Genomic DNA, 18087 nt, shown 5'->3' on the forward strand with positions numbered 1-18087 from the left:
CTTCGAGACGCTGCTCTCGCTGCACTCGATTCTATCGAACCACCGAATCTCTTCACGTATTTGTGTCCGTGAGTATAGAGACTCAGTACCTCACAAAGCGAGTTAGGTGAACGGGCTGCTTGGTCGGTTGATGCAGCCAAACCAAGCAGCCAATGAACTCACCGAAGAGCAGGTGCTTAACTTCCTCGTCAACACCCTTGACGAGGAGATCGATATCGGCCTCGGCGAGAACGCCGATATCGACTCCGAGGACATCTGGGACGTCCTCGTCGGCGCAACAGCCGACGAGGACTCGGTCAGTCACCTTTGCGAGATTTCAGAGGACTCACCCCACGGCAATACGATTCTCCACCACCTCCGGACGAAGTTCGAGCTCGAAGAGCTCGAACGAGTCGGCAAGACACTCATCCAGCAGGATATCCTCGAACTTCTCCCGGATCGGCCGGTGGAGGTCGTCGCCGACCTCCACCTCCGTCCGTACTACGGCGAGGAGTACGACTCTGAGGAGGAACTCTACGAGTCACTCGCCAAAGCCGGAACGACGACGTTCCACGGCTATGCCACACTCTACGCACGGGTGCGCAACAAACGCTACACGCTGGCGGTGCGCCGTCTCACCGACGGCGACACCGCCAGCTCGATCCTCGCGGAACTGCTCGGCGTGCTCGAAGGCCTTGACCTCGAAGTCAAGGCCGTCTACCTTGACCGCGAGTTCTACGATACGTACTGTTTGACGCTGCTCGCCGCCCACAACTACGCGTACGTCATGCCGATCGTGAAGTGGGGCGAGAAGATCCAAACTGAACTGAGTGAAGGCTGGAGCCGCGTAATCGACCACGACCTCCGAGGGGAAATCGACGGTCACACGTGGACCGTCGATTTCCCGGTCTACATCGACTGTACGTACCAGCAAGGAAAGTACGGCGAGGAAGGCGTGGCGCGTCACGGCTACGCCGTCGACGCGCCGTTCATCGACACACCTCGCCAGGCTCGGAAGTACTACAGCCGACGCTTCGGGATTGAATCGACCTACCGTTTGTCCGAACGAAGTATTGCGATGACGACGACACAGAATCCGGCAGTGCGGTTTCTGTACGTGCTGATCAGCTTCCTTCTTCAGAATGCGTGGCGGTATCTTCACTGGGAGTACGTGGCGTCGCCGCGCCGAGGCGCGCGACGCCTCTGGTCATGGCGATTCGACGAGTTCCTCGGGATGGTACGGAGAGCAGCGGAGACGGCGCTCGCGGTGCGTCGCGCCGTCCCCGCAAACAAGCCTCCGGACGACCGCTTCGAGCGCTGACCCACCGACCGGGACCGCCCGCTCGGTGAGTGACAACACCGTCGCGTCGGCGGCGTTCCGCCGCCGACTGCGACAAGTTCGATGCCCTCGGTGTCGAACCATCCTTCTCAGCAGTTGCTTGGTGCCGACTTCTCTACCGAACTCACATCTCAGAAGCAGTCAGCCGACGAGCTTTGTGAGGTACTGAGAATAATCGACTGAGATGTGAGTCCCGACCGCCAGCATCGCCAGAAAATCGCCCACCAAGGGATCTGTCCCAACTGTGGTGAGCAGTTCCAGCGCCTGTCGATGCACTGGCGCGGGGCGTGTGGCCCACCGACCGTTACTCGTGGTCAGCGCGAACTCGTTACGGGGTTGTTTCTCGGGAACGGCTATGTCGGCGGCAACGGGGCGAACAAGCACTTCCATCTCTCGACGCAGTGGCGGCCGTTCGCTGTGTGGGTCTTTCGAGAATTCGGCTGGCTCGCTGCAACGATAACCTTCCTTGACGGCTCGCGTGACAATCGAAATCGAACCACGCCGGCGCAACAATACAAAGTGCGGACACATGCCCACCCGGCACTCACTCGCTTTCGGTCATGGTACGACGAAAGCGGCGAGCGCCGTCTGCCCGCGCCCGAAAACCTTCCAACAGGCCGACTCACGCCGCGAGCAGGACGAGCGTGGCACGCGACAGCCGGCTCGCTCGGCTGGTCGAATCCCACGTACGCAAGCACTCGACAGGCGTACTTCTCGGCGGAAGCTGACGACCGGGCCGGCCGCGTGATTGCGCTGTTCGAGAGTGCCGGGTTCGAACCAACACGAGCGGGACAGGGCGTCCAGCTACCACCGAAACAAACTGCTGCATGGCTTGACTGGATCGGTCCACCTGTCGAGGGCGTCGAGTACAAATGGGCAGCCTCGCCCGAAGCGTATCGGGAAACGAAACGCGACGCCGAAGCGCTTCGAGCGCGTTTATGGTTTCAGCCTGAGGTGGAGCCGTCCCCAGATATTGAGGAGAGTACGAGATAGCACGTGGGGCGTCAGTAGGTGACCCGAACGCTTTTTCAATCCAGTCAGCGCGTTCTCGCCGAACTCGCTGAAGCGTTCACCGGCTGGTTCGCAAAGCGTCGGAATAGCGATAGTCGTGCCCGACCGCCCGGCTACCGCAAACGCGGCGGTTCACACCTACGCTCTACGGTGTCGTTCAAGACGGCTGGCTTCAAGCACGACGCACAGATCAGTGGGTTGTCGAACTGTGCGGCGAACTCCACAAGTCGTCTCGAGAGGGTGTGATTGAGGTCACGGATACGCCGATATTCTTTGTTATCTACGCGGTTACGTGCGCGAAGCGCACCCGCTTCGGAAAACGAATTGCGTAGGGAACGAAACTTACGCCGGACGTGTCGTGCCTCTTTGCCGAAAGTAACATCCCAACGGCAGCGGGGAATCTCGCCCCTTCAGGGTGGGAAGATATCAAATCTTATCGATTTCTTGGCCTATCTGACGAGAGTGAGTTTTATAAAAATCGAGTAACTTTCGAACGGATGTGATTTCTGGGTCAGTACGCTCTTGTTCCCACTCTTGAAGCTGATCAGGGTGAAGATATGCACCTGCCGCAGCCTCGGCTCTAGACAGTGAGAATCGGTCACGAATCGCTCTGAGGTCAGCAGGCGCTGGTGAAAGAAATTTGTGTGGTGAGTACACTGAATGGTCATCAGCGATCTCGTATCCTGTCTCGTTCTCACAGACCACGAGATCGCCGTGGGGCCATTGTGCACGATATGCACCAACGAGCTGACGCAGCGAATTTAGACGGGGTACGCTTTGTTCGTTTTCCCATAACGAAAGGTGGCTTGCAGCAATACCAACGAGACTACCCGCCTCCTCCAGCGTCAGGTCCAGTCCCACCCGCATTGCTCGAAGATCGTCGCCTTTCGGAATACAGAACTCTGAGGGGCGGTCGATAACTGGGCGTGTCGCAATACCATCGTCCACTAACCGACTCTCGGTCGCATCGTGACTACTTCGTTCGTCGTGCCTATCCTCAGTCATGGTTGCGATGTCTACCAATTTCTCTATGCACTTCGATACTTGGTACTGGTGACTGCTCCCGCCCTACTTCGCGCTGACGCACTCGTTGAGGACGGGCTTCCCCGTTCGATGACGTGGTTTGCAGATACCTGGTAAACTCAGTACCTCACAAAGCTTCTCGATTGACTGTTTTTGAGACGTGAGTTCAGTGGAGAAAGCGGTACCGAACAACTGCTGGGGAGAGCGGTTCGACACCGAGACCATCGACCTGTCGCAGTCGGCGACGTTCCACTGCCGATTGTGGCGAGATGTCAAACCTCTCCACCGTCAATCAAACAACGCTGCATTCAGCTTAGACAGAGGCGCTGCGCTTTGCAAGGTACTGTATCTGCTTGTGAGTCCAGTAATAATTAATATATGTCATTTGTAGATTAGGTGGAATTGTGTATTTGTCTTGTATTATACATTTTTTACTCGTCCTTAGCTCTCTAATCCCGAGTACGCTTTCCCAGATCCCGACTCTCGTTCTCACCGCAATTCTCGACTGGTCTAAAGAGTGTAACGTCAAGACGGTCAACACGCTTGACCACCATACCCAATCAGTTCGCAATGAGACGCGCGATCCAGACGATCGGAACTACCGGGATAGCTAACCCAGTGACAATGAGAAAAATCGCGATGATGATCCTCTCACCTCTGCTGGCGTCGCCCCAAATCGCCTGCCACATATCGTCGATTGCTGTTGCGGTTCGCTGTATCAGTCCAGCCATATGAGAGGTAGCGCCAGAGCAATTGTAAAGCTCCTCGCTGCAGTATCATGGCAACAACTCCGAAAGCACTCCCTGAGGCCCTCTCCGTACGGGCATGCGTGCGTTTCCTCGTTCGCAAAAATCGGCTTCCAAATGACACTATATGCGAGAGTCAGCCTCCAAGCCAAGTGAGAGCGAGGTCCGCCCAAAGACAGATTAGAAGACCACAGCCGTTGCTCGAAGACAGCCACAGGCTTATTACGGTCCATTGCATTCTATTACATATGCCAATCAGCGTTGACCAGCTCAATGAAGAACCAACTGAAGTTCTCGACCTTCAAGCAGGCACACAACCACACCGTATCCTCCAATTCCTCGCCGAGAATGACGACAAAGCGTTTACACAGACCGAAATCCACAACGCGACGGACATCAAACGCGGAAGTGTCGGTGCGGTACTGTCGCGGCTCGCTGACCGTGGCCTTGTTCGCCACCGAGGCCGATACTGGGCAATTGCCGAAGACGACCGTCTCGCTTCCTACGCTGCGCAACGGAACGCCAGTTCGGCGTCAACGAACGACGATTACTACGGCGAGGAGTGATTGAGTGAGCTATACGCGCGGGACCGTCGTGAAAGGTCCCGATCTCTTTGGTCCACATGAGTACCGGCCGTTGATCTGTCTCAGCGACGACGACCATCCATTCAGCGATGAGGAGGCGCTCTATGCTGCAGTAACAACGACTCGCCGCTCGGTAGCGCTCCCACTGACCGATGAGGACTTCACAACCGGCGGCCTCCCACAGGAGAGCTACGTAAATCCATGGACGATCACGAGCATTCGTCATGCCGATATACAGGCCGAAGAAGGCCAATTGACCCCTGAAACCACTGAAACGATTGCACAGCAAGCAGCCGCATATCTGGGTGTGAAGTGAGCGGCTCACGTCGATAGAGAGTATGGATCACAACGACCGGGCGATCACCAGTCTCGTAGTGCTTTCGCACTCGTTGGTGCACACCTACGAGTTCGCCATCCCAATTTTCATCCCGGTCTGGCTAGCACAGTTCGACGCGACGGCGGCGTTCGTAGGCGGCACTGTCACCGTCGGTCTCGCACTGTATGGCATTGGCTCGCTTCCCTCGGGAATCCTCGCTGACCGCATTGGTTCACAGCCGCTGTTGGTCGGCTGTCTTGTCGGCATGGGAATCGCTTTCGTCGGGGTGAGTGCTGCGCCGAATCTACCCTTGCTGGCAGTCGTGCTCGCTATCTGGGGAGCCGCGGCAAGCGTCCACCATCCAGCAGGATTGACGCTCATCACGAAAGGGGCGAACACCCGCGGCGACGTTTTTGCCTATCACGGAATATCAGGGAACATCGGTACCGCCGTCGGTCCGCTGCTGGCAACGCTCCTCCTGGTTGTATTCAGTGACGAATGGCGACTTGTGGCGCTCGTACTTGCACTGCCGGCGCTCGCGGGAGCCATACTCGCCGCACGTATCGATATCGATGAGACTGCGGCCGTCAGTGCAACCCCCGACGGCGGACAGGCCAACACGGGCGTAGAATCGATGGACGAGTTCATTGAATCCTCGAAGCTCCTGTTCGCGAGCGCGTTCATCATCGTGTTTGGAATGGTAATGAGCTACGGACTCTACTACCGTGGCTCGCTCACGTTCCTACCGCAACTATTCGCTGGATTCAGTGCAATCCAGCCGATTCAGGCCTTTGGAGCGACGTTCGAACCGGGCAATTACGTCTTCGCTGGTCTGCTCGCCATGGGAATACTCGGCCAATACATCGGCGGGAAACTCACTGATCGGGTTCCTGTTGAAGCCGGTCTCATCACCGGCTTTATCGCGCTGGCATTGCTCGCTATTGGCTATCTCCCCGCGGCGAACGCCGGTCTCGGGCCGTTTCTCGTGCTGTCTGCCGTATTTGGGTTCGTTCTTTTCTATATCCAGCCGTTCTATCAGGCGTCCGTCGCCGAATACACCCCGCCCGCGGCCCGTGGTCTCTCGTATGGATTCACCTATCTTGGCGACTTCGGTATCGGAGCACTCGCCGCCTCGCTCGCCGGAGCGGTTCTCACTTACTTCTCACCGTTGGTTCTGTTCGCGTTGCTGGCCGTTTTCGCCGTGCTCGGTGGAGGATTCAGTGCATATCTGTTCATTCGAGCCAGCCCTGAATGATTCGCATTTCAGGTTTCGGAACCACATAGAATCCCTCCTCCCCGTCACCATCAAGTTGGCTCACGAGACCTGTAGATCTTCGCCGATTTCGAGCAGGTCTTGGTATCGGTTGCGGATGGTAACCGTCGAGATATCGGCCACTTCGCCAACGGCTGGCTGAGTGACTTTCTCGTTGGTGAGCAATGCTCCAGCGTAGACCGCAGCAGCTGCGAGCCCAACGGGATTCTTCCCGCTCAGATAGCTTTCGTCGGTTTCGATCACCGTTGTGAGTAGGTCACGACTGCGTTGTGTAGCCTCTGCAGACAGATCAAGCTCCGAGGCGAACCGAGGAATATAGTCCAGCGGGTCCGCAGGCGCGATTTTGAGTCCTAGCTCGTGGGCAAGGTGACGATACGCTCGTGTGATCCGGAGCTGTTCGATGTGAGAGACAGCAGTGACTTCATCGAGCGAGCGGGGGATACCGGCCTGTCGCGCGGCGGCGTACACCGCAGCGGTGCTCATTCCCTCGATGGAGCGCCCACGCAGCAAGTCTTCGTCAAGCGCCCGGCGATAGATCACGCTCGCAGTTTCACGGGTCGATTGCGGGAGACCGAGAGCGCTCGCCATCCGCTCGATTTCACCGAGGGCGTGCTTGAGGTTGCGCTCTTGGGCGTCGGCGGTCTGCGAGCGGGTGTGCCACGTCCGAAGCCGGTTCATCTTCTCGCGCTGGCGGCTCGACAAGCTATTCCCAGAGGCGTCCTCGTTGCGCCAACCGATCTCGGTCGACACACCCTCATCGTGGAGCAGTTTCGTCGTGGGTGAGCCGACGCGCGAGCGCTGCTCGCGTTCGTCGGCCGTATGAGCTCGCCACTCGGGACCATGATCGATCTCGTTCTCCTCAACGACAACACCACACTCGACGCAGGCGGTCTCGCCGTGCTCGTGATCGTGTTCGAGACGACCGTCACACTCCGGACAGACGGTGGGTGTCTGCTCGGTGGTGCGTTCGGCTTCAAGTGTCTCCGTCCTGTCTTCGCTTTCCTCGCGTTCGGTTTGTGTGGTGTCGACCATGGGCGGTTTCCAGGGAGATTGAATTTGCTATTCAATGGCTTGTTCGCTCAGTGGCATAAAACTCGGTGTAGCATGGCCGGCGACGGTCGGGTACTTCGCGCTGGTGAGCCAGCACTTCTGGAACTGTGGTCTCTCGATGCATTCGCTGCACAGTGGTGTCGCCGTTGCTTGGACAACCCCGACATCCTCACATCAGATATCCAACTGAACCAGAAAAGAATCGACGCGAAAGCATCTGAACGGCGGCCGGGTGAGCGAGCGTGTCGGAGTTATCCTACAACCCCGACATCGGCTGAGAATGAGCCAGCGACCACACACGCATCTCTAGGAATTGGCACTAATTTTCGGAGCCCACACATCACCAGAAGTCGGCTAGCTCCATTCGTTATGCACAGCTCCCTGCGAAATTTAGGTGTCGGTATTGATTTCGATACCAATCGTGCATGAGAAATATATCTTCCTAACTTCAATCTCGGCTCTGCACGTTTAAGTAGGAGCGCGATGTAGACGGCAGTGACGGCCGATGCTTCCGATTACGGACTTCCTATCCTGTACCGATCCACTGGACGAGTTCGACTCGCTGTCGTATCATCAGACTCATCACGCCAAAACGTACGTGACAGGTCTTGCTGCGGCCCGCAGCAAGACCGTGACCGGGATCGCACGTGAAGTTCTTCCGGCCCAAGGCGACCGAGCACTCAACAAGTTCCTCACTAAGTACGACTGGAACGAAGATCAACTCAACCACGAGCGATTAGAGGAGTTGCAAAAACACGGCGAGACGCGCTGGTCACAGGACGGCTACATCGTCATCGACGACTCGGTGTTCCAGCGAACCGGGAAGGAACTTCCCGGTGCTGGAGAGTTCTACGATCACACCGAAGGAGAACCCGTCTGGGGACAGGACCTCGTCTACGCATTCTACACTGACGACAAAACCTCCTATCCACTCGCATTTCGCCAGTACGAGAAAGCTGACGACGAAGACCAGGACGACGAGGAGACGAAGTACGATCTTTCCCGAGAGATCGTCACAGAACTGGAAGAAGAGGTAGGTGTACCTGCGGACACCTACCTCTTCGACTCGTGGTTCGCCCACGACTCGGACCTGATCAAGCACGTCGAATCCTACGGCAAGGACTGGATCGGACCACTACGGAGCAACCGGCAGGTGACCTTCGATAACGAGGAGATGCGCGTCGATGCGCTGGAAGAGCGCATCGACAAAGTAGAGCGAGAGATCAACGAGGAAACGTACAAGATCTGGACGAAGACGCTACCGATCTCGCAGTTAGGTGAGGTACGACTGGTAATCGCCGAGAAAGTCACTGACGAGGACGAAGACAACCCGGTCAAGTACCTCGCAACGAACAAGATCGACGCTCCCTCTGGCCATCTCATTCGGGGTTATTCGTACCGGTGGCGAATCGAGACATTCTTCGAGGACTCGAAGCAGGATCTCGGCCTTGGAGGCTGCGAGGTGCGTGATTCTGACGGTGCCAGTCGCCACTGGCACCTTCAGATGCTGACCTACAGCCTTCTTCGCCTTGGTCCCGAATCGAGCGTCTCGGAGCGACTCGTCTCGAAAGCCTCGTCGCTCCGAGCGCAGCTCGAACACGGCCTCAAAGAGACAATCTACAACATGTTTTCGTGGGTGCGCGGCCAGCCAGACCACGATCTCGACGGACTGATGGAAGAGATCGACCACCTCTTCCTCCATTCTGAGGGCAGTTTATGAACGTGCAGAGCCGAGTTCAATTATAGTCTGGCCAAAATCCTGATAATTCACACGTTCACTGGCTGGCTATCATGATAGCCGCCTCGGTATTGGTAGTCCGCACACTGGCGGAACGGCCACCCGCCTAACGCAGAGCGATCCCAGCGATTGGCGTTCGCTGTTCTCATTTCCAGACTAGAAATGCGGTGATGATGGCGACCCCGGCCAGCGGAAACACGGCGAGGCCAGTGAACATTGTGGGATAGTCGCTGGTCGTCACCAGCCATCCTGCGAACAACGTTCCGACGAATCCGCCGAACGCAAAGTTTCCCGCCGACGTGAGTCCGTACCCGACCCCGGGATTCGTCTCCGGTGAGTACTCGGCCACCAGCGACTGCAACAGCGGCGGGAACACGAAGACGACGAGCCCGAAGAGGCCTGCGACGGCGAACAGTGTCCAGCCGTTCACGGATCCGAATATCGGCATCAGCACGGCCATGAGTAGGAACAGTCCGACGAGTCCGCGCTCGGCGTCGACCCACCCGACTGACGCCGATCTCTCCCGTATTCGCCCGATTCGTGAGCGGCGGCGCTGTTTCACGCCACTTTAGTTCGCACTGCGAGGGTCTGATACCGAGATTATGAACTGATGGCGATTGCCCTTCATTTAGTACATACGAGAGCACATTGGAATGAATAGGGAGGCTGTGCATGACAAATCGACCTAGCCGACATCAGCGTTGAATCGAAGCCACAAGATATTAGAAAAATGACCACCAGTCAAAGCACTCGGACTGGAGGTCTCAATCTAATAGTGCCGTAGCGCGTTAGTCGGTTTTCTCTTCCCAGGGCGAAATTGTTTGGGGAGAGTTGTCTTCGTGTTCAACTAAAGCAGAGTCACTGTTCTCGCCTTTGTCGCGGGAATTCTGGAGGTATTCACGACCTTCTTCGGTTTCCCACAGTCGCTCGTTGAGAACATCACCGGAGGTATAGAATTTGTGTATTGAGGGCAGCTTGGTGTTATCAAACTGCGCAATTAGATCGCCGTGATTCTTGAAGAAGTGGTGCATCCATTGCTCGGCTCCGCGGTCGTCGTGAAACTGGGTAATAAGGATCCAGTGGTAGTAGTCGTCAGCATTAGTGAAAAACACCACATGTGGGTCTTCGCTCAATTCCCAATAGCATTTTTCCCATTGTTCCTCGAAATTTGGGTAATGGAACGCAATACGGAAGAGATAATAGTCAAAAAGCTCTACATTAGGCACTACTTGCGTCTGTAATACCTCGTCCGTCTCCATCTCATGGAGGAGTTCATTTACGCGATTGTGTGATAGCGAGATTCCGTATTCGTCCTCAAGTATATCGCGAATTTTTCGCACTGATACAGTTGGATTTTCAATTCTTGCTTTGAGGAGGACGATATCTCTGGGTGTGAGATCATCATCAAATGAATTCTCTGAAACACCCATCGGTTATCATCCTTATAGTGTGAGAGCGTACTTAAAAACCTTTCTCAAAATTCGAAGCATGCGTCTGGCATCTTATTGATTTGTAGTTGATTTAGATATCAATACTAGAAGATGACATCTTAATCGATTTTGAAATTTAGCGTCTTTGTCTGTGTGTATGCCTTGATTGTCTCTTTGCCTATTTCCCGACCGATACCGGATTGTTTGTACCCACCGAATGGCTGGCCAGCTGGGAATTCGTTATATTGATTTACCCAGATGTTCCCAGCCTCAATATCGCGAGCAGCACGCCGAGTAGTGGAAATATTTTCAGAAACGATGCCAGCAGCGAGACCAAAGCTGACATCGTTGACTCGATCTATTAGATTATCATAGTCGCTCCATTCGAACACAAGCTCTACTGGGCCGAAAATTTCTTCTTGGGCAACGCGCGTTCTATGCGGTGCACCCTCAACAACCGTTGGAACAACAAAGTATCCGCCAGCGAGTCGCCCTTCCCCAAGTTGTTTGTCACCAGTGACAATTTGACCACCAACCTCTTCGGCAAGATGAATATATCGTTCAGTTCTTTGAACCTGCCTTGGCGATATTTTCGGACCCATTTCAGTTTTTTCAAGCAAAGGATCGCCAAGGACGATATCATCCGCAGCGTCGGCGAATTTTTGTGTGAATTCATCACATAGTGATTCATGGACAAACAACCGTGTCCCCGCACAGCAACACTCCCCAGCGTTGTAGAACATCGCGTCGATGGCGACCTCAACCGCTCGATCGAGAGCCGCGTCTGGGAAAATGATAAGTGGACTTTTGCCACCCAATTCCAAGGAGATGTCCTTGAGGGTATTCGCTGCTCCCTTCATCACGCCGCGACCGACCTCCGTTGATCCGGTGAACGCAATCTTGCGCACGCGCGGGTGTTCAACGAGCGATGCACCAGCCTCGGGACCGTAGCCAGTGACAATATTCAGTAGTCCATCTGGAATGAGATCATCGATTTCGCGGATGAATTCAACTAACGATAATGGGGTTTCTTCGGCAGGTTTCAACACTACAGCATTTCCTGCTGCCAGAGCTGGCGCAAGCTTCCATGCGGCCATCAATAGTGGGAAGTTCCAAGGAATTATTTGGCCGACGACGCCATACGGCTCCCGAACCGTCTCTATGTGTTGGTCATCTTCTGCGGGGATAGTTGTTCCTTCCAACGTCCGGGCCGCGCCTGCAAAATACCGAAAATGATCTACAACAAGATCAATGTCATCTCGGGCTTCTACTAATGGTTTGCCGTTATCAAGTGCATCAAGTCTTGCGAACTCTTCCTGTCGGGCTTCGATTCGGCTCGCTATCTCTGAAAGAATGACTTGTTGTTGGGCTACCGATTTATCATCCCAAGTCTCGAAGCCACGCCACGCAGCTGTAACAGCTCGTTCGATGTCAGCATCATTTCCGGCCTGAGCTGTCGCCAGTTTTCTCCCAGTGGTCGGGTCGTAAATGTCTAATAGTTCGCTACCGGTACTGTCTACCCACTCACCTCCGATATATAGTTGAAGCTCTCGGTCTTGAATCAGCTCTCGTGCAGCTTGCTCATGTCTCTCAATAACCTCTTGTGAACTCTCGGCCGACGGCTGAGAGTTAGATGTCACGTGTTATCATCTCATACCCACCCTGATGCATAAGATTTTCTGATTTCATATTGACAAACCGTCTTTCCTGCCTGATCTCCGATTAGACTCAGAAGTGGTGTTAGACAATGTAGATTCCACACAGTATGATTCATGATATTCAAATTAGAATCTCTCATAAGCGGCCCTGCTATGAAGATATTATAATCTCAAACTGGATTCTACATTTCAAAATAATCTTACTGGCTGAAATCCTACGTATTTTTTCAAAACATTCATTATGTGGCCGGGTATGGGTGTAACTGCCATGCAGGCAGTAGTACTGGAGGAGTTTCAGGAGCCGTTGACCGTCCAGGACGTCGACCGTCCTGAACCAGAACCCGATGGGGCTGTCGCCAAACTCATTGGGTGTGGTGTCTGCCGATCAGATTGGCATTGTTGGCAGGGAGATTGGGACTGGTTCGGATACCGGCCTGATCCGCCACACGTTCTTGGCCATGAACCCACTGCCCGTATCGTTTCCGTCGGTGAGGATGTTGAAACCGTCGAAGAGGGTCAAGAAATCGCAATTCCGTTCAACCTCGCGTGTGGTACTTGTGACCTGTGCCGGAACGGTCGCGAGAACATCTGTGAGAACCACGTTGGGCTTGGGTTCATGAACCAAGCCCCCGGTGCATTCGCTGAGGAAGTTCACATCCCACACGCCGATGTCAACGCCGTGCCGCTCCCAGACAGTATCGACGCCGAAACGGCTGCGGGGTGTGGTTGCCGGTTCATGACCTCGTTTCACGCGATGGCGCATCGCGCACCCGTGAGCGCCGGTGATGACGTGGTAATTCACGGGTGTGGTGGCATCGGTCTTTCAGCCGTCCACATCGCTGATGCGCTTGGTGGTAATGTAATCGGGGTGGATCTCAAAGACGAGAACCTCGACAAGGCCGAAGAACTTGGTGCGGTCGCTACGGTTAACGCTTCCGAAGTCGACGATCCCGCTGGCGAAGTCCAAGATATCACTAACGGTGGAGCAGATGTTTCTGCCGACGGACTTGGTATCAAAACGACGTGTCAGAACGCAGTCAATAGCCTCCGCAAGGGAGGAACGCACGTTCAGATCGGGTTGACCACTTCCGAAGAAGAGGGAATGGTTCCACTGCCGGTCGATGACTTCGTCTCCAAGGAGATCGATTTCCACGGCTCGCTCGGTCTCCAGCCCTCGCGTTACAGTGAGATGCTGGACATGATCGAGTCAAGCAAGCTTGACCCGGCAACGCTCGTCAACAAGACGATCGATATCCACGAAGTTCCAGATGAACTGGCTGCGATGACTGACTTCAACACACTCGGAATCCCAGTCTGTACCGACTTCACTAGCTAACCAATAGAACAATCACGAAACAAACCATTTTAAATGGAATGGTTGATCGGTGATTGATAGCTTGTAATTACGGACCAAGGACAGTGAGACACTATGAAATTCAGTGGAACATTCAAACTTAACGATACGACAACGGAGGAGGTATGGCTCGCGCTCTCGGATCCGGTAATGATCGAGAACGCGCTACCTGGCTGCCAGTTTCTCGTCGAAGTTGAGGACACGGATGTCGACTTCGACGCGTTGCGCGAGGAACACGGGGACCGCGATGTCGAACCGACCTCTGACCCAGAGACCATCGCCGAGCGCGCGTTCGAGCAGGGGAATCACTACGCCGGCGTCATCGGTATTAGCATCGGCCCGGTAAATCCGACCTTCGAGACGGTTGTCACAATCGAGGAGCGCGACCAGCCCTACATGGAGGCCGGCGGCGAAGGCTCAGCGGGCGATAGCTCCTTCGAGATGACCGCGTGGATGGACCTCGACGCGACCGACGACGGGGTGGAAGTCGATTGGACGGCCGAAGCCGAGGTGTTCGGCCGCATCGCGCAGATGGGCCAGCGCGTCATCAACCCCGCCGCGAACCAAGTCGTGAAGCGGTTTTTCTCGTCGGTGCAGGACGAAATTCGCCAGCGCGAAATCGCCGAAGGCGGCGAGGTCGAGGAGGCAGCGGAGCAAAGTTCGGAAGACCAAGGCATCGTTGACCGGCTTCTCGGTCGATCCGATACGAACTGAACCCATGGCAGAACACGATATCGAACTTACAGTAAATGGCACAGACCACGAACTCACAGTGGACTCGCGGACGTTGCTGGTCCACGCCCTCCGCGACGAGTTGGGTTACACCGGCACGAACGTCGGCTGTGAAAGCTCGACCTGCGGGGCGTGTACAGTCCATTTGGACGGCGACGCGGTAAAATCCTGTACGGTGCTTGCGGTGCAGGCCGACGGCAGTGAGGCCGACACCGTTGAGGGACTTGCCGAGGATGGCACCTACGCCCCGATTCAGGAGGGGTTCCAGAAAGAACACGGGCTGCAGTGTGGGTACTGTACGCCGGGGATGATGCTCGCGGCGAACGACCTCCTCGAACGAAACTCCGACCCCGACGAGGCGGAAATCCGCGAGGCCATCGAGGGCAACCTCTGTCGATGCACGGGCTATCAGAATATCGTCAACGCGGTCGAGTTCGCTGCCGATGAGATGAGTGCGGAGGCGACGGCCACGGACGGCGGAGGTGATGACTGAATGTCAAGCGAAACAATCGAATCCGACGAAATCGATATCGAATCGGTGCTCGGCTCGTCGGTCGAGCGTCGCGAGGACCCCTCGCTGATTACTGGTGAGGCTGAATATACCGACGACATCCAACGGCCTGACATGGCCCACATGGCCGTACTCAGGAGTCAGTACGGCCACGCCGAAATCGGAGACATCGACACGAGCGAGGCCGAAGAGATGGATGGAGTAATCGGCGTTTACACCGCCGCCGATCTCGACGTTCCCGGCGAGGTGCCGACTGGGTGGTTGCTCCCGGACCTGAATACGCCCTCGCATCAGCTGCTGGCGACCGACCGTGCGCGCTATCAGGGCGACGGCATCGCGGTCGTGGTCGCCGAGGAGCGCTACCTCGCACAGGACGCGGCCGACGCTATCGACGTGGATTACAACCGCCTCGATGCCGTCACCGACCCCAAAGAGGCCGTCGCCGAGGACGCCCCGGCACTCCACGAGTGGAGTGAGGACCCGACCGATACGGAAGATGACGAGGAAATCGAGGTGGTGCCGCCGAATCAGGCGTTCGACTGGGAGATCGGCAACGCCGACGAAACCGACGAGGCGTTCGAGAATGCAGCCCACACAGTCGAAGTTGACCTCGAAAACCAGCGGCTGATTCCGAATCCGATGGAGCCACGGGCAACTATGGCCGAGTATGAACCGGGGACCGAGGAACTGGAGATTCGGATGACTTCCCAGAATCCTCATCTCCACCGCCAACTGATGGCCGGCGTGTTGGACGTGCCCGAACACAAAATCCACGTCGTGGCTCCCGACGTGGGCGGTGGGTTCGGGAACAAAATCGCCCACTATCCTGACGAGGCGCTCGTCTCGTGGTGTGCGAAGGAGACCGGCCGCCCAGTCAAATGGACCGCAACCCGTTCTGAAAGCTATCTGACTGGTACCCATGGACGTGACCACGTCACGAACGCCGAGTTGGCGATGGATGAGGAGGGGACGATTACCGGGATGCGCGTCGAGACCTACGCGAGCATGGGCGCGTACCTCTCGACGTTCGCGCCGGCCATTCCAACCTATCTCTATGGCACTCTGCTCTCGGGGCAGTACGACATCCCGGCCATCCACTGTCACGTCATCGGGACCTTCACGAACAGTGCGCCGACCGATGCCTACCGCGGAGCAGGCCGCCCGGAGGCGCTGTACGTGGTCGAACGGCTGGCAACGCTCGGCGCGCGCGAAATGGATATGGACCCGGCGGAGTTCCGGCGACAGAACTTCATCCCTGAGGACGGCTTCCCCCACCAGACACCCGTCGCGGTCTCGTACGACAGCGGCGACTACGAACCCGCGCTCGACAAGGCGCTCGATATGGTCGATTACGACGACCTCCGTGACCGGCAAGAGGAACTCCGCGACGAAGGTCGGTATCTCGGCATCGGGTTTTCCTCGTATATCGAGGCGTGTGGTCTCGCACCCTCCGAACTCGCGGGACAACTCGGCGCACAGGCAGGACTGTGGGAGTCCGGGCTGGTCCGAATTCACCCCTCGGGAACGGTTACGGCCTTTTGTGGCACCTCGGGCCACGGGCAGGGCCACGAAACGACGTATGCCCAGATCGTCTCCGACGAGTTGGGCATCCCCTACGACGACATCGAGATCGTGGAGGGCGACACCGACGAGATTCCCCAAGGGATGGGGACATATGGTTCGCGCTCCGCAGCGGTCGGCGGCAGTGCGTTAGCGACGAGTTCCCAGAAAGTCGTTGAAAAGGCAAAGAAAATCGCCGCCCACCTCATGGAGGCCGGCGAGGAGGACATCGAATTCGAGAATGGCGAGTTCTCAGTGGCTGGTGCGCCCGAGCGCTCAATGAGTATCCAAGAAATCGCCCAGCAGGCCTACCTCGCCCACGATATGCCAAAAGGCATGGAGCCGGGATTAGAGGAGACCTCGTTCTACGACCCCGACAACTTCGTGTTCCCGTTCGGGACACACGTTGCAGTCGTGGAAGTGGACCCCGAGACGGGCGAAATCGAGTTCAAGAACTACGCCGCGGTTGATGACGTTGGCCCGCAAATCAACCCCAAAATCGTCGAAGGACAGGTCCACGGCGGCGTCGCGCAGGGTGTCGGGCAGGCGCTTTATGAAGGGGCCGAATACGACGACAACGGCAACCTCATGACGGGATCGATGCAGGATTACACAGTGCCGAAAGCCGAGCACATCCCCGAAATGGAGACTGATAGCACGGTGACGCCCTCACCACACAATCCGCTCGGCGTGAAGGGCGTCGGCGAGGCGGGCACCATCGCGGCCCCGCAGGCCGTGGTGAACGCGGTCACGGACGCGCTCCAGCCATTTGGTGTTGACCATATCGACATGCCACTCTCAAGCGAAGCGGTCTGGCAGGCGGTGAACGACAGTGCGACAGCGGATGGCGGAGAGAACGGAGGCGATAACTGATGTACCCCGACGAGTTCGACTACTACACGGCAGAAAGCGTCGGAGAAGCGCTCGACTTGCTCAACGAGTACTCGGGTGCGGAAACGGAATTGCTTGCCGGTGGGCACAGTCTTCTGCCGGCGATGAAAACTGGATTATCGAGTCCTGATGTCCTCATCGATATCAGCGGCGTCGACGCGATGCAGGGTGTCGAGATCGATGGTGATACCCTCTCCATCGGTGCGATGACGCGGTACAGCGATATCGCCAATGCCGATGCGGTGGCCGAGCACGCACCTGCGCTGGCCGATACGGTTCGACAAGTCGGCGACGTGCAAGTTCGCAATCGAGGGACTATTGGCGGAAACCTCGCACACGCGGACCCGGCCGCCGACCTGCCGGGTGCAGCGCTCGCCTCAAATGTGACACTTGTCGCGGAAGGTCCAGATGGTGAGCGGTCGGTTCCGGCGGACGATTTCTTCTTCGGGATGTACGCGACCGACCTCGCACCGGACGAACTCCTCACGCGCATCGAGGTGCCATCGGCGGACGGTGCGGTCGGGACCTATGCCAAAAAACCGAGTCCGTCCTCGGGCTACGCGATGGTCGGCGTCGCCGCACTGCTCGATACTGACGGCGATACTGTTGAATCCGCGAGCGTCGGCGCGAACGGCGTGATGGACCACGGAGTACGGCTCGAATCCGTCGAGGACGCTCTGGCGGGTGGCTCACTCGATGACGATAGTATCGAAGCGGCCGCTGGACACGCTGGCGACGACCTCGACGTAGCGATGATGATGGACGACTTGCAAGCTTCGAACGAGTTCCGGGCCCAGCTACTGGAGGTGTACACCGAGCGAGCGCTGACGGCGGCGATGGACGGTGGTTCCGCGTCTGTGGCAGCCGACTGAACCGCGTGTTCCAGCAGGTT

The 18087-nt window shown here is 56.7% G+C and carries 16 protein-coding genes and 2 pseudogenes; 12 read left to right on the forward strand and 6 right to left on the reverse strand.

Annotated features, from left to right (window positions below; translation table 11 throughout):
* The first annotated feature begins 130 nt into the window (after nt 1-130).
* The 3 genes and pseudogenes from ACQUQO_RS15140 to ACQUQO_RS15150 form a co-directional block, all read left to right on the forward strand.
* Entirely contained in the window at nt 131-1300 is a 1170-nt protein-coding gene (locus ACQUQO_RS15140) for an ISH3 family transposase (RefSeq protein ID WP_435079033.1), read from the forward strand.
* A gap of 204 nt (nt 1301-1504) precedes the next feature.
* Nucleotides 1505-2311: a hypothetical protein gene (locus ACQUQO_RS15145; protein ID WP_435079035.1), complete on the forward strand. Its 807-nt coding sequence runs from the start codon at nt 1505-1507 to the stop codon at nt 2309-2311.
* A gap of 36 nt (nt 2312-2347) precedes the next feature.
* Nucleotides 2348-2524: pseudogene (locus tag ACQUQO_RS15150) on the forward strand (RNA-guided endonuclease InsQ/TnpB family protein); the annotation flags it as partial.
* Here ACQUQO_RS15150 and ACQUQO_RS15155 read toward each other — a convergent pair.
* Together ACQUQO_RS15155 and ACQUQO_RS15160 are read right to left on the reverse strand one after the other, a co-directional pair.
* A pseudogene (locus ACQUQO_RS15155) lies at nt 2518-2700 on the reverse strand (RNA-guided endonuclease TnpB family protein); the annotation flags it as partial. The pseudogenes ACQUQO_RS15150 and ACQUQO_RS15155 sit on opposite strands and share 7 nt — an antisense overlap.
* A 55-nt stretch (nt 2701-2755) precedes the next feature.
* A complete protein-coding gene (locus ACQUQO_RS15160; protein WP_435079036.1) occupies nt 2756-3334 on the reverse strand; it encodes a helix-turn-helix domain-containing protein in 579 nt (192 codons plus the stop codon).
* 1012 nt (nt 3335-4346) lie between these two features.
* On the opposite strand from ACQUQO_RS15160, the gene ACQUQO_RS15165 reads away from it, so the two are divergent.
* Genes ACQUQO_RS15165 through ACQUQO_RS15175 form a run of 3 tightly spaced genes read left to right on the forward strand, consistent with a single transcriptional unit; the run spans nt 4347 to nt 6253 of the window.
* Nucleotides 4347-4664 (forward strand): helix-turn-helix transcriptional regulator, encoded by a 318-nt coding sequence (locus ACQUQO_RS15165; protein ID WP_435079037.1) that lies wholly within the window; start codon nt 4347-4349, stop codon nt 4662-4664.
* Between the two features lie 4 nt (nt 4665-4668).
* Nucleotides 4669-4998, forward strand: coding sequence for a hypothetical protein (locus ACQUQO_RS15170; RefSeq protein ID WP_435079039.1), 330 nt, complete (start codon nt 4669-4671; stop codon nt 4996-4998).
* 22 nt (nt 4999-5020) lie between these two features.
* Complete coding sequence (locus ACQUQO_RS15175) at nt 5021-6253, forward strand: MFS transporter (RefSeq protein WP_435079041.1); 1233 nt, start codon at nt 5021-5023, stop codon at nt 6251-6253.
* 60 nt (nt 6254-6313) lie between these two features.
* Here the strand turns inward: ACQUQO_RS15175 and ACQUQO_RS15180 are convergent, their stop codons facing one another.
* Nucleotides 6314-7303 (reverse strand): transcription initiation factor IIB, encoded by a 990-nt coding sequence (locus tag ACQUQO_RS15180; RefSeq protein WP_435079043.1) that lies wholly within the window; start codon nt 7301-7303, stop codon nt 6314-6316.
* 523 nt (nt 7304-7826) lie between these two features.
* Here ACQUQO_RS15180 and ACQUQO_RS15185 point away from each other — a divergent pair.
* Nucleotides 7827-9041: an IS701 family transposase gene (locus ACQUQO_RS15185; RefSeq protein ID WP_435079045.1), complete on the forward strand. Its 1215-nt coding sequence runs from the start codon at nt 7827-7829 to the stop codon at nt 9039-9041.
* A 163-nt stretch (nt 9042-9204) separates the two neighbouring features.
* Here the strand turns inward: ACQUQO_RS15185 and ACQUQO_RS15190 are convergent, their stop codons facing one another.
* From ACQUQO_RS15190 to ACQUQO_RS15200, 3 genes are all read right to left on the reverse strand, one after another.
* The gene (locus ACQUQO_RS15190; RefSeq protein WP_435079047.1) at nt 9205-9519 is read right to left on the reverse strand and encodes a hypothetical protein; all 315 of its coding nucleotides are present in this window, start codon (nt 9517-9519) and stop codon (nt 9205-9207) included.
* A gap of 328 nt (nt 9520-9847) precedes the next feature.
* Nucleotides 9848-10489 carry a helix-turn-helix domain-containing protein gene (locus tag ACQUQO_RS15195; RefSeq protein ID WP_240145878.1) on the reverse strand — a complete coding sequence of 214 codons (642 nt, stop codon included), beginning with the start codon at nt 10487-10489 and terminating at the stop codon, nt 9848-9850.
* Between the two features lie 119 nt (nt 10490-10608).
* Nucleotides 10609-12129 carry an aldehyde dehydrogenase family protein gene (locus tag ACQUQO_RS15200; protein ID WP_160135727.1) on the reverse strand — a complete coding sequence of 507 codons (1521 nt, stop codon included), beginning with the start codon at nt 12127-12129 and terminating at the stop codon, nt 10609-10611.
* A gap of 286 nt (nt 12130-12415) precedes the next feature.
* On the opposite strand from ACQUQO_RS15200, the gene ACQUQO_RS15205 reads away from it, so the two are divergent.
* The 5 genes from ACQUQO_RS15205 (at nt 12416) to ACQUQO_RS15225 (ending at nt 18067) form a co-directional block, all read left to right on the forward strand.
* Nucleotides 12416-13483: a zinc-dependent alcohol dehydrogenase family protein gene (locus ACQUQO_RS15205; protein WP_049910537.1), complete on the forward strand. Its 1068-nt coding sequence runs from the start codon at nt 12416-12418 to the stop codon at nt 13481-13483.
* 93 nt (nt 13484-13576) lie between these two features.
* Nucleotides 13577-14215 carry a CoxG family protein gene (locus ACQUQO_RS15210; protein ID WP_435079049.1) on the forward strand — a complete coding sequence of 213 codons (639 nt, stop codon included), beginning with the start codon at nt 13577-13579 and terminating at the stop codon, nt 14213-14215.
* A 4-nt stretch (nt 14216-14219) separates the two neighbouring features.
* Entirely contained in the window at nt 14220-14726 is a 507-nt protein-coding gene (locus ACQUQO_RS15215; RefSeq protein WP_435079051.1) for a (2Fe-2S)-binding protein, read from the forward strand.
* Nucleotides 14727-17177 carry a xanthine dehydrogenase family protein molybdopterin-binding subunit gene (locus ACQUQO_RS15220; RefSeq protein WP_435079054.1) on the forward strand — a complete coding sequence of 817 codons (2451 nt, stop codon included), beginning with the start codon at nt 14727-14729 and terminating at the stop codon, nt 17175-17177.
* Nucleotides 17177-18067, forward strand: a complete 891-nt coding sequence (locus tag ACQUQO_RS15225; RefSeq protein WP_435079056.1) for an FAD binding domain-containing protein — start codon at nt 17177-17179, stop codon at nt 18065-18067. The genes ACQUQO_RS15220 and ACQUQO_RS15225 overlap by 1 nt, the downstream gene beginning before the upstream one ends.
* The last annotated feature ends 20 nt before the right edge of the window (nt 18068-18087 follow it).

It is taken from the genome of Halococcus sp. AFM35 (assembly GCF_051195015.1).
Classification (GTDB): Archaea; Halobacteriota; Halobacteria; order Halobacteriales; family Halococcaceae; genus Halococcus.